The organism is Corallococcus sicarius (assembly GCF_003611735.1).
GTDB classification, from domain to species: Bacteria; Myxococcota; Myxococcia; order Myxococcales; family Myxococcaceae; genus Corallococcus; species Corallococcus sicarius.
Genome location: NZ_RAWG01000300.1, coordinates 1 through 12078, shown reverse-complemented (window position 1 = coordinate 12078; position 12078 = coordinate 1). Strand labels below are relative to the sequence as shown.

The window sequence follows — 12078 nt, the reverse complement described above, 5'->3', positions numbered from 1 at the left end:
TGTGTAAAAGAGACAGCGCGGTGAAGAGCGGACACGGGGGGGGGGCGTGGGGGGCGTCGCGGCGGTGCAGGTCGAGGATGGCGCGGGACACGTCCGCCAGCTCCCGGCGCACCTCGCGGCGGGCGCCCTTCACGCGCTGGATGCGCATGTCGTCGTAGCCGGTGGTCTGGTGGCGCATCCAGGCGATGACGGCGGCCTCGGCGCGCCTTTCAATGGGGATGCGCTCCGTGCGGGCCACGGTGCCGCTGCCCACGGGGGTGGCGTGGCCGGCGACGAGGACGGCCATGCGCTTGGCGTGAGGCAGCCAGGCTGGACTGAAGGCGAGGAAGCGCAGCACGGCGTTGGCGAAGTCGACCTCGTACTCCTCCTGCTCGCGGGCGCGGCGCTCGCGGCCCTGGGCCAGCTTCTTCGCGTAGGCGGGGGTGGCGCGCTCCGAGTCCAGCACGGCGCGGGCGTGGACGATGTGGGCCTCTGGCGCCCAGACGCCCCGGGAGAAGAGCTTGCGGCCCACCTTCTCCACGACGGTCCAGGTGGGGCCGGCGGCCTTCACCCGGCGGGTGAGTCCGGCGTCGCCGGGGGGGAGGAGGGACCAGCCGTCGGGGACGGTGAGGACGCGGCCGTCCTGGGCGCGCACGCGGCGGGGGTCGGCCGTGGGGCCGACCGTCAAGGAATCAGGCATGGGGGCTTCCGAAGGGGGCCGGCTGCATAGCACGACCCTTCGCACCCTGGTAAATGCCCCCGGGTGCGCGCCGGGTTTGACTTCGGCGCGTGCGCGGAGGCCCCCTCGTGGGAAGCGCTGGCATGTCCCTTCTCAGGCTCACCTTCCTCGGCACCTCCGCCGCGCAGCCCACGCTGCATCGTGGGCTGTCCGGCCTGGCCGTGAAGGCGGACGCGGATCTCCTCCTGTTCGACTGCGGCGAGGGCAGCCAGCGTCAGATGGTGCGCTTCGGCACGGGCTTCACCGTGGACGCGGCGTTCTTCACGCACTTCCACGCCGACCACTACCTGGGGATCATCGGCTTCCTGCGCACGCTGGGGATGATGGGCCGCACCGCCCCCATGCACCTGTACGGTCCGCCCCCGGCGCGCCGGCTCTTGCACCAGGCCGTGCACCTGGGGCTGGAGTCCCATGCCTTCCCGGTGGAGATCCACGAACTGAAGGACGGGGACGTGGTGCGCCGCGGCGGCTACGCGGTGCACGCGGTGGGCGTGGACCACCGCATCAACGCGCTGGGGTACGTGCTGGCGGAGGACGGCCGCCCGGGGCGCTTCCATCTGGAGAAGGCGCGGGAGCTGGGCGTGCCGGAGGGGCCGGCCTTCGGGAAGCTGCAGAAGGGCGAAGCGGTGACGCTGCCGGACGGGCGCGTGGTGAAGCCGGAGGACGTGCTGGGCGAGTCGCGCTCGGGGCGGCGGCTGGTGATTTCCGGTGACACGCGGCCGTGCGCCTCGCTGGTGCAGGCGTCGAAGGACGCGGACCTGCTGGTGCACGAGTCCACCTTCTCCGACGACGAGCAGGAGCGCGCGGTGGAGACGCGGCACTCCACCGCGCGGGAGGCGGGTCAGGTGGCGCAGTCCGCGGGCGCGCGGCGGCTCATCCTCACCCACCTGTCCAGCCGCCACGACACCGACCCCGGCAAGCTGCTCACGCAGGCGCGTGAGGCCTTCAAGGGGCCGGTGGAGGTGGCCTTCGACGGCCTCACCGTGGAGCTGCCGCTGCGCGACTGACGTGGGGTCGCGCAAGCGGCGCTCACGCGCGGTGAGGTGATGCTCAGCCGGCCTTGGTCGCTTCGGCCTTGAGGGCGGTGGCGGCGTCGGGGTCCACCTTCTGGAGCAGCTCCCACTCCAGCGCCGAGTCACGGACCATCTGGGAGCTGTTCGCCTTGGGCGAGGTCTCCATCGGGTCATTGGTGCGGCCGTCGGTGTTGTCGGCGGAGCGGGACTCGGAGCGCTCCTGGCGCCGGTACTCCACGGCGCTCTGGCCGGGGCCGCGCTCGTAGCCGCGCACCAGGTAGCGCGCGAAGGAGGTGCCCAGGGAGGACGGGGCGCTCGTCTGGAGCCACTCCGTCTGCGCCTCGAAGCCCTCCTGGCCCTTCATCACGGAGAAGCCCTTGTCCTTCAGCAGGGAGAGGGCATCCGGCCACACCTCCGCGATGGGCTTGCGGTAGACGTGGACCTGGGCCTTGTCCTCCAGGAACTGCTGCTGACGGCGCGCAGCGCAACCGGTGAACGCGAGGGCGAGGGCGGAAACCACGAGCAACGCCGCGGCGCGGGACGACGACTTCAAGGGGTTCATGCTTCGGACTCCATGGGAATGAAGACGACTCCCGAACATCCCCCGGCGCGGGGCTCCCCGCCAAGTCCCTGGAGGCCCGGGGCGAAAGTGCCCCTCGGCGCGCAACCATCATTTCGCGGGCCTTGCGCCCTCCTCCAGGGGCGCGGAGTGGCCCACGCCGGGCTGGGGGTGGTGCGTCCGGCGCCGCACATCCGCGCGAACAGGGGTGTCCGCTGGCTTGGGCGGGGAGACATGCTGGTGGGCGGACATGATCCCCATCAGCGACGACAACCCGACCCTCCGCACCCCGGTGATGACGTACCTGCTCCTGGCGACCCTGGCGCTCGTCTGGGTGTTCTTCCAGGGCGCGGGCTTCAACGTGGTGGCGCTGGCCTCCAGCATCTGTGACCTGGGGCTGGTGCCCGGAGAGCTCACCGGCGGCGCGCCGCTGGGGCTGGCGGTGCCGCTGGGGGACAACATCGCGTGCGTCGTGGACAACGCGTCCATCAACCGCATGACGCCGCTCACGTCCATGTTCCTGCACGGCAGCTGGGGGCACCTCTTGGGCAACGTGCTGTTCTTCTGGGTCTTCGGCAACAACATCGAGGACAGCATGGGGCGGCTGCGCTTCCTCGTGTTCTACCTGGTGTGCGGACTCGTCGCGGCGGCGGCGCACGTGGCGGTGGACCCCACGTCGCCGGTGCCCACGGTGGGCGCGTCGGGGGCCATCGCGGGCGTGCTGGGCGCGTACCTGGTGCTCTACCCGCGCGTGCGCGTGAACATGCTGTTCATCTTCTTCATCTTCTTCCGCATCTTCCCCATCCCCGCCTGGGGCGTGCTGCTGTGGTGGTTCGTGCTCCAGCTCATCACCGGCCTGCCGCAGCTCATGACGCTGCGGCCGGAGGTGTCCGGCGGCGTGGCGGTGTGGGCGCACATCGGCGGCTTCGTGGCGGGCATGGTGCTCGTCAAACTCTTCGAGAACCCGCGCTACACGTCGCGGCGCACGACGTGGCGGCACCGGATGCACCCGGACCATCCCTGACACGCGCCTTCGAAGCCCCTCCGTCCGGCGTGCGGGAGGGCAGGCGCCCCGGGGCCAGGGGTGCCGACGCGAGGCATCACCCTGACATTGGGGGGTGATGTTCTTCGCGTCACGAGGAGGCAGGCATGGAGGCGGACAACCAGTCGGCGGGGCTCCGCGCTCCAGTGCCTGACGAGCCCCGGCGCAAGCGGGTGCTCATCCTGGGCGGCGGCTTCGCGGGGATGTACGCGGCGCTGCACCTGGAGCGGCGGTTGGGGCGGCGGGACGACGCGGAGGTGACGCTCGTCAGCCGCGACAACTACTTCCTCTTCACGCCCATGCTCCATGAGGTGGCGGCGAGCGACCTCAACGCGAGCGCCATCGTGATGTCGCTGCGCAAGCTGCTGCCGCACCTGTCCTTCGTGGAGGGCGACCTCACCGGGCTGGACCTCCACGCGAAGACGGCCACGGTGGCGCACGGCGGACTGGACGGCCACAGCCACACGCTGGCGTATGACTCCGTGGTGCTGGCCATGGGCTCGGAGACGAACTTCTTCGGCAAGGCCGGGCCGCGCGACCACTCGCTGACCATGAAGACGCTGGGTGACGCCCTGCTGCTGCGCAATTGCCTCATCGACCGGCTGGAGGAGGCGGACGCGGACCGCATGACGATGGGCGCCCCCGACCACGTCGTCACCTTCGTGGTGGTGGGAGGTGGCTTCGCGGGCGTGGAGACCGCGGGCGCCATCAACGACTTCATCCACGGCGCCCTGCCCTTCTACCCGAACATCCAGCACGCCAACGTGCGCGTGATGCTGGTGCACGGCGGCAAGGAGGTGCTGCCGGAATTGGGCGAGGAGCTGGGCGCGTACACGCGCAGGAAGCTCATCGAGCACGGCGTGGAGGTGCGCACCGGCATCCGCGTGCAGGACGTGACGGAGGCCGGCGTGGTGCTGCCGGACGGCACGCTGGTGCCCACCAAGACGGTGGTGTGGGCCGCGGGCGTCACGCCACCGGCGCTGCTGGCGACGCTGCCCTGTGAGAAGGACCGCGGGCGCATCAAGGTGAACGAGCGGATGGAGGTGCCCGGCTTCCCGGGCGTGTGGGCGCTGGGCGACTGCGCGTCGGTTCCGGACCTCACCAACGGGGGCAGGCCCTGCCCTCCCACCGCGCAGCACGCGCTGCGCCAGGGCCAGGTGGTGGCGCGCAACGTGTGCGCGGCGTTGAAGGGCCGCCCGGGCAAGGCGTTCCGCTACCGGATGCTGGGGCAGTTGGCTGCCATTGGCCGGCGCGCGGGCGTGGCGCGCATCCTGGGGCTGAAGTTCTCCGGGAGGTTCGCGTGGTTCCTCTGGCGCACCCTCTACCTGGCGAAGCTGCCCCGGCTGGAGACCAAGGTGCGCGTGGCGATGGACTGGGCGCTGGACCTGCTCTTCCGCAAGGACGTGGTGCAGCTCATCGGCCCCCGGGAGTTGGATCAGATCGTCCTCCCGTCGTTCCCCTTGAACAGCCGCACGCAGGTGCGGCAGGTGCAGGGGCTCCAGCCGCAATCACAGCACTAGCCGCTCAGCGATGGCAGGTGGGCGAGCAGCCGCTCCAGGTCGGGCTGGAGCTCGTCCGGCGTGGCGAGGGCCAGCTCCTCCTGGGAGTGGGTGCCCCAGGTGACGGCATAGGTGCGCAGGCCCGCGGCCTGACCCGCGCGCAGGTCCAGCGTGGTGTCGCCCACCATCCACAGCCCTCCGGTGCCCAGCGCCGCGAGCGCGCGGTGGAGCACATCCGGCGCGGGCTTGTGCGGGAAGCCGTCCGTGCCCTGCACGTGGTGCAGCAGGTCCCCCATCCCCAGCGCGTCCACGAAGCGCCGCGCCATGTCGCTGCGCTTGGTGGTGGCGACGGCCAGGAGATACCCCCGCTCGCGCAGGGTCCGCAGCACGCGCTCCACGCCGCGGAAGGGCCGCGAGTGGTTGAGGAAGTTGAGCGGGTAGTGCTCGCGGTAGGTCGCGCAGAGCAGGGGCACGTGGTCCGGCGCGAACTGCGTGTACATCACGTCCAGCGGCTGGCCGATGAGGGCCCGCACCTCCGCGATGGGAGGCACCGGCAGGCCCAGGTGCGCGAAGCCGTGGAGGAAGCTGGCGATGATGTCCGGCAGCGAATCCACCAGCGTGCCGTCGAGGTCGAAGAGGATGCCGCGGGGGCCGTCTGTGCTCACGCGCCGTTCCATACGCCCTGGAAGCCCCCGGTGCACGCGTTGTCCGCCGCCGCCCGATATGTTCGCGCCTGCCCGGCGTCGTCCCCGCCGGGAGGGGGGAGGCGCCACACCCTGGCGCACAGGGCCCCGTCCAATGAGAGGCAACCTCATCGCGGTCTCGCTGGTCACCGGATGTCTCGCGGGCTGGCTCACGGGCTGCGCGCAGGACGCGTCCCCGTCCCCGGGCGAATCGACGGAGTCCACGACCGCGCTGCATGCGGAGCAGGACGAAGCGGCGTTGGGCGCGCGAGGGGCCGTGGTCCTCCCGCCCCAGGCCCGCGTCTTCGGCCGGCCCATCACCGCGTGGGCGAAGGAGTGGTACCGCTGGCACTTCCGCGTGCCGGCGGACCGCAGCCCCATGCTGCATCTGGAGCAGGACTGCGGCGAGGAGCAGGACGGCCCGGTCTTCTTCGTGCCTGTCCATGACCTGGACACCACGTTCCAGCGCACCTGCCGCGTCCCGAAGAACCGGCCCGTGCTGCTGCCCCTGTGGGTGATCATCAATGACTACCCCTGTCCTGATCCGTCCTTTGAACCGGCGCCGGGCCAGACGCTGGAGGACTTCCTGCGGCAGGGCGCCCTCGACTTCAACGACGGGACCCAGGGCCTCGTGGTCACCCTGGACGGTCGCCGCATCAACCCGGGCCGCCACCGCCACACCAGCGACCTCTTCACCTTCGACGCCGACCCCAGCCTCGTGGGGAAGATCCCCGACCCGTGCCTCATCGGGGGCGAGCAGCGCGGCGTGACGGATGGCTGGTGGCTGATGCTCCAGCTCGCCCCCGGCGAGCACATGGTGAACGTGAAGGCCCTGGCGCCCTTCGGGGCCCCCATCGACTACACGTACACCCTGCGCGTGGGGCACTGAGTCACGGCTCCAGACTGGCCGGAGCACGGCCCGTGCGTCAGAGTGCCGCGCGCGATGCCCCGGGCCGGTGCCCGGGGCGGATTGTCAGGAGCGGGTGCGCGCATGATGCGAAGACGTCTGGGTCAGGCCTTGGGAGCACTGCTCCTGTTGGTGGGCGCGGCGGGCTGTTCCCGCCGGGTGCCGGAAGCGACTGCCGCGGAGCAGGCCGTCTCCGGCGCACCCACGGTGTACGTGGCGAAGCGGATCCGCACGATGGATCCCGCGCGGCCCATTGCGCAGGCGCTCGCCGTGCGGGACGGCCAGGTGCTCGCGGTGGGCAGCCGTGAAGAGGTGCTCGCGGCGGCCGGCCCCGCGGCGCGCGTGGTGGACCTGGGCGACGCGACGGTGGTGCCGGGCCTCACGGATTCGCACGGCCACCTGGCGGGGCTGGGCCAGGCGCTCGCGGGCGTGCGGCTGGAGGGCACCACGTCCCTGGACGAGGTCCGCAAGCGATTGGAGGAGGCACCGCCCACGGCCTACCAGGGTGACTGGCTGATGGGTCAGGGTTGGGATCAGAACGACTGGACGGAGAAGCGCTTCCCCACGGTCCAGGACCTGGGCGAGCGCCTCCAGTCCAAGCCGGTGGTGCTGGGCCGCGTGGATGGACACGCGCTGTGGGTCAACGGTGAGGCGCTGCGGCGCGCGAAGATCACCCAGGACACGCCGAATCCTTCCGGCGGCATCATCGTGCGCAACCCGGATGGCACGCCCAGCGGTGTGCTCATCGACAACGCGATGGACCTGATGAACGGGGTGATTCCCCCGCCCACGGACGCGCAGCACGCGGCGCGGCTCACCGCGGCGCTGGAGCACTGCGCGCGCGTGGGGCTCACCGGCGTGCACGACGCGGGCATGGACCTGCGCACCTTCCGGCTCCTCCAGCAGTGGGACAAGGAGGGCAAGCTGGCCCTGCGCATCTACGCGATGGCGGACGGGCAGTCGGCGGACCGCGAGCAGTACCTGAAGGACGGCCCCTTCCAGGGGAAGCTGCTGACGCTGCGCGCGGTGAAGCTCCTCACGGACGGCGCGCTGGGCAGCCGGGGCGCGGCGCTGCACACGGCCTACAGCGACGACCACGGCCAGCAGGGCCTGCTCGTGCTGACGCCAGAGGAGTACACGAAGCGCGTGCACGCCTTCATCGGCCGCGGCTTCCAGGTGGCCACGCATGCGATTGGCGACCGCGCCAACACGCTGGTGCTGGACACGCTGCTGCGCGAGATGGAGGCCACGGGGAAGAAGGACGGCCGCCACCGCGTGGAGCACGCGCAAGTGATGCGGCTGGAGGACATCACCCGGCTGGGCGCGAACGGCTTCGTGGCGAGCGTGCAGCCCACGCACGCCACCAGCGACATGCCCTGGGCGCAGGACCGCGTGGGCCCGGAGCGCATCCAGGGCGCGTACGCGTGGCAGAAGCTGAAGGCCTCGGGCGCGGTGCTGGCGCTGGGCAGTGACTTCCCGGTGGAGCGGCCGGACGTGCTCGCGGGGCTGTACGCGGCGCGCACGCGGCAGGACCCCAGCGGCCAGCCTCCGGGGGGGTGGCAGCCGGACCAGCGCCTGAGCGGCGAGGAGGCGCTGGAGGGCTTCACGGTGGGCGCGGCCTACGCGTCGTTCGCGGAGGACAAGCGCGGGCGGCTGAAGCCCGGCCAGGACGCGGACTTCGTGGCGCTGTCGGCGGACCCGGTGGACGGGCCCGCCACGGACCTGCTCACCGCGCAGGTGCGCCTGACGGTGGTGGCGGGCCGCGAGGTGTTCGCCGCGGCCGGGAAGTAGCGGCCCTTCGTCACGAGGACGGGGCCTACAGCTCCGCCTCGTAGCGGAGCGACTGGATGTTCTGGGTGATGTCCTGCTCCACCTGGACACGCTCCTGCTCCAGTCGCTCCTGCGTCTTGGCGATGGTCTCCAGCCGGTCCTCCTGCGTGTTGAGCTTGGTGACGAAGCGCTCCACCAGCTCCCGCTGCGACGCGCCGCTCTTGAGCGAGTCGATGTTCGCGCGGATCCGCTCCTGCTCCTGGAAGAGCTTGTTGCGCTCCTCGGTCAGGCGCGAGGAGTCGCGGTCGATGCGGGACAGCTTCTCGCGCAGCTCCGCCACGGCGCGCAGCACCTTGGCGACGCGCTCGTCGATGAAGCGCGAGTCGAGGAAGAACGCCACCTCCTGCGCTCCCAGGTGGCCGACGTGGTACTGGCGCTGTCCCTTCGTGCGCTCGGTGACGATGAGCGTGTCGGAGGCGCCCGGGGCCAGCTCGCGCTTGAAGCGCCAGAAGCCGTCGGTGGTCTCCGTGGGGGTGGGCGCGTCCTTCATCAGGTCCCAGCCGGTGCGCGGGTGCTCCACGTAGAGCGTCTGCGGGCGCTTCGCCTTGTTGCGCACGGTGTACTTCGCGCGGCGCTGGTGGAAGAACTCGGCGACCATGGTGCCCCGGTCGATGTGCACGCGGAACACCGGGCCCTCGTCCTCGTCGTTCTCCACGGACACGACGCAGGACAGCTCCACGGCGTAGGGGACGAAGCGCACGTCGTCGGGCTTGAGGGTGTCGAGCATCGCCTCGCCCACGTAGGTCTCGTCCTCGGTGACGGTGACGGGGCCGCCCTCCAGCGTGAGGCCGGTGGTGTTCTTGAACTCGATGCACGCCATCGGGTTCTTCTCACGCGTGGCGCGGTTGTAGAGCAGCACGCGGCGGCCCTCGAAGGGGCGGTGGAGGATGGGGACGAGCGCGCTCTGGTTGCGGTGCACCGTCACGGGGCGGTCCACGCCGTACTCGAAGAGGTCGCCCACCTCCTTGGTGAAGGTCTTCACCGCGGTGCTCTGCTCCAGCGTCTCGCGCAGGTCGCGCCCGCCCCTGCCGCCAATGGCGCTCCTCTTGCGGGAGGCGGGGGCGGCCATGGGCATCATGCTGGCGCTGGGCGCGGCCCCGCTGCTGCCGAAGGGGCCGTCGTCCATCATCTCCGCTGCGGACTCGTAGGACGCGTCGGCCAGGGCCTCCTCGGGAATCACGGGCGCGACGCCGGCCTCCGAGCGCACCTCCACGACGGGGCGGCGCTGGTAGCGGGGGTTGTAGAGGTCATGGACGAAGGACACGGGGAGGCCGGCGATGAGCGACAGCTCCACGTCCACCCAGTCCTCGTCGCCGGTGTTGTCCACGAGCGCCCAGCCCTGGAGGAGGGGCGGCTGGGCTTCATCCAGGAGGATGCGGTAGCTGGTCTTCCACACGGGGGACTCCAGCACGTAGCTGACGAACAGCTCGCGCGTGCCCTCTCCGGCGGTGAGGATGGACAGCCGTTTGGAGTCCTTCTTGTACGAGGACATGACGGTGGCCAGGTAGAACTCCAGGTCCTTGCGCACGGCCTCGTCGAGGAACTCCAGCTCGCTCAGCTCCAGCACGTCGAAGGTGCGCAGGGCGCCGCCGAGCAGCAGCGTGAGGAAGGGGCGGATGACGCTCGCCTCGCCCTGGACGACGGGGAAGGACTCCATGCCGACGATGACGCCCTCCACCTGACCGCCGCCGATGCGGGCGCGAACGCGGGCGCCCTTCACCTGGCCGAGCAGCGCGGTGAGGCTGCCGTGTTCCGGGATGCGGATGGTGGCTTCGGAGAGCAGCTGCTCCAGGGGCTTGGTGGAGTCGTAGCTCACGGCGGAGACGGAGCCGCCGGACAGGTCCAGCACGGTCATGGACTTGAGCACGTCGTTCATGTCGCGCGCCTTGAAGTCCAGGTGCGCGGTCTCGCTGCCCGTCACCTTTCCCCGGCGCTCGAAGTAGCCGACGCCGTGCTTGTAGAGGACGACACGGCGGATGGACAGGGGCGACGGCATGCGCGCGACTCCGGGAAGGGGACCGGAGGGAGGTCTAGCAGTGCCGGGGGATGGGCTTCCACTGGGGGTGTGGATGGAAACCCTGGCATGGTCCGGGGTTGGTCCTTTCCGGGGGTTTCATGCGTTGGCTGTCGTGGTTGTTCGTGGCCCTGTGGTGCGGCTGTGCCTCGACGGCGCCAGTCGCGTCGTTTTCTCCCGAAGCCCTCTGGGCGGAGGCGGAGACCGAACAGGCGTGTGAAGACAGTGGAGAGGACCAGTGCCTCGCGCCGCTGTGTACGGAAGAGGCCTGCGCGCTGTTCCGGTGCGAGGACCTGGAGCCGGGCCGCGTGGTGCGCACGCGGGGCGCGCTGGCGCCGCCGGTGTTCGTGGCACCGGGGAGCGGGCCGCGGCGCAACTGGGGCAACGTCCAGGAGCTTCCGCGCGACGCACGGCCCGTCATGGTGTTCCGCTTGCATCCGCGCGAGAAGCTGCCCAGCGAGCTGAAACGGCAGCGGGCGATGGAGGAGTGGGCGAAGCGGCCCAAGGAGCGGCACCACATCTTCCCGCAGGCGTTCACCGGGCACTTCATCCAGAAGGGAATCAACGTCCACCAGTATGTGATCGCCATCGATGCCGACCTGCACAAGCGCATCCACCGTGGAGCGAATGGCGGACCGTGGAATAAGGACTGGTGGGACTACATCCGGTTCAGGGGCGGAACCGCGCCGCAAACAGCGCATTTCGATCAAGCCTCGCTGATGATCCAGAAGTATGGGCTCTTCGGTTTGACAATGACCTACTGGCAGCAGGTGGATCTCATGCCGTCCCCCGTGGAGGACTGACGGATGCGCTACTTCGAGTTGGAAGAGCCAAGCGACCTCGACTCCGTGTTGTGGAGCGGGACGTACCGCGCAATGCGCAAGTGGTGCCTGCCAGGCATCACCTGTCCCCGCTGCGATGCGTGGGCTGGCATGTTGGCCTATCCATCAGTGGACCTGTCCAGCCTGCCGGAGAACGACTCGCTGACGGATGGATGGCCTCAGTCTCCCGAGGAGTCCGCACGGCGCGCGGCGCTGGTGCGCCCGTTCGTTCCGCCGGAGCTTCCCATCGAGCCGGGGTGTGGATTCGGCCCGCTGGTGGGAACAGCACGCGGTCGTTTCGGCCCTGTGATTGTCTGGCCGTCATGGCAGGTGCTCGTGCGGGAGGACGCGCGCGACCTGCTTCAGGGCGCGGGACTGCAAGGCATCATCCCGGTCCGGGCGGAGCTGCGGAACCGTCGCACGAAGGAACTTCCCCTCTACGAGTTGGAAGCACGGCCCCTGGCGAAGCTGCATCCCGCGTGCATCTACGACCGGGAACCCACCTGCCCGTTCTGCGGGCGTCACGGCTTCACGCTGCCGCCCAAGCGCAGCCTGCTGGGGGAGTCCGTGCCCACGGGACTGGACCTCTTCGGCGTGGAGGAGACGACCCGCATCGTCGTCTCCGAGCGCTTCGTCGACACCGTGAGCCAGCTGGGCCCCAGTGACGTCTTCTACCGGGAGCTGCCGGTCGAGTAGCCGGGTTCCCCTGTCGAGAACAACACGTTGCCCCCGAACGCGGATCCGCTCTCCACGCTGGCCACGCCCCGGGCCCGGTGTATCTAGGCGGCCTGCGAAGGGGCGCACTCGTCACGCCCCTCCCGAGGCCCACCGCATGCGATGCATTCCTTCCCGTTCCTCCTCCCGGCCCCTCCTGCTGTGCGCCGCGCTCGCCCTGGGCGCGGGCGCTGGCTGTGAGAGCGTGAAGCCCCGCGCCACGCCACCCGCGGATGGCACCACCGCCATCGCGCAGCCCGACACCGCTCCCCCCTCCC

11 protein-coding genes are annotated in these 12078 nt (G+C 70.7%); 7 read left to right on the top strand and 4 right to left on the bottom strand.

Features of this window, described 5'->3' with window-relative positions:
* A partial coding sequence (locus D7X12_RS32940; RefSeq protein WP_120629192.1) for a DUF2293 domain-containing protein occupies positions 1-679 on the bottom strand: 679 nt, incomplete at its 3' end.
* A gap of 122 nt (positions 680-801) precedes the next feature.
* On the opposite strand from D7X12_RS32940, the gene rnz reads away from it, so the two are divergent.
* Positions 802-1725 carry a ribonuclease Z gene (rnz, locus tag D7X12_RS32935; RefSeq protein ID WP_120629191.1) on the top strand — a complete coding sequence of 308 codons (924 nt, stop codon included), beginning with the start codon at positions 802-804 and terminating at the stop codon, positions 1723-1725.
* Positions 1726-1768: 43 nt separating this feature from the next.
* On the opposite strand, the gene D7X12_RS32930 is transcribed toward rnz, so the two are convergent.
* Entirely contained in the window at positions 1769-2293 is a 525-nt protein-coding gene (locus tag D7X12_RS32930) for a hypothetical protein (RefSeq protein WP_120629190.1), read from the bottom strand.
* A 247-nt stretch (positions 2294-2540) separates the two neighbouring features.
* Here D7X12_RS32930 and D7X12_RS32925 point away from each other — a divergent pair, with 247 nt between their 5' ends.
* Together D7X12_RS32925 and D7X12_RS32920 are read left to right on the top strand one after the other, a co-directional pair.
* Complete coding sequence (locus D7X12_RS32925) at positions 2541-3314, top strand: rhomboid family intramembrane serine protease (protein ID WP_120629189.1); 774 nt, start codon at positions 2541-2543, stop codon at positions 3312-3314.
* 125 nt (positions 3315-3439) lie between these two features.
* Positions 3440-4852: an NAD(P)/FAD-dependent oxidoreductase gene (locus D7X12_RS32920; protein ID WP_120629188.1), complete on the top strand. Its 1413-nt coding sequence runs from the start codon at positions 3440-3442 to the stop codon at positions 4850-4852.
* Here the strand turns inward: D7X12_RS32920 and D7X12_RS32915 are convergent.
* The gene (locus D7X12_RS32915; protein ID WP_120629187.1) at positions 4849-5508 is read right to left on the bottom strand and encodes an HAD family hydrolase; all 660 of its coding nucleotides are present in this window, start codon (positions 5506-5508) and stop codon (positions 4849-4851) included. The genes D7X12_RS32920 and D7X12_RS32915 overlap by 4 nt on opposite strands.
* Before the next feature lie 121 nt (positions 5509-5629).
* Between D7X12_RS32915 and D7X12_RS32910 the strand changes: the two genes are divergently transcribed.
* Entirely contained in the window at positions 5630-6403 is a 774-nt protein-coding gene (locus tag D7X12_RS32910; RefSeq protein WP_208719431.1) for a hypothetical protein, read from the top strand.
* A gap of 105 nt (positions 6404-6508) precedes the next feature.
* On the top strand, positions 6509-8212 hold the full coding sequence (locus D7X12_RS32905; RefSeq protein WP_120629193.1) for an amidohydrolase: 1704 nt from the start codon (positions 6509-6511) through the stop codon (positions 8210-8212).
* 25 nt (positions 8213-8237) lie between these two features.
* Here the strand turns inward: D7X12_RS32905 and D7X12_RS32900 are convergent, their stop codons facing one another.
* Positions 8238-10247, bottom strand: coding sequence for a hypothetical protein (locus D7X12_RS32900; protein ID WP_120629186.1), 2010 nt, complete (start codon positions 10245-10247; stop codon positions 8238-8240).
* 119 nt (positions 10248-10366) lie between these two features.
* On the opposite strand from D7X12_RS32900, the gene sitA6 reads away from it, so the two are divergent.
* The gene (gene sitA6, locus D7X12_RS32895; protein WP_120629185.1) at positions 10367-11068 is read left to right on the top strand and encodes a SitA6 family polymorphic toxin lipoprotein; all 702 of its coding nucleotides are present in this window, start codon (positions 10367-10369) and stop codon (positions 11066-11068) included.
* 3 nt (positions 11069-11071) lie between these two features.
* On the top strand, positions 11072-11782 hold the full coding sequence (gene sitI6 / locus D7X12_RS32890; RefSeq protein ID WP_120629184.1) for a SitI6 family double-CXXCG motif immunity protein: 711 nt from the start codon (positions 11072-11074) through the stop codon (positions 11780-11782).
* Positions 11783-12078 lie beyond the last annotated feature (296 nt).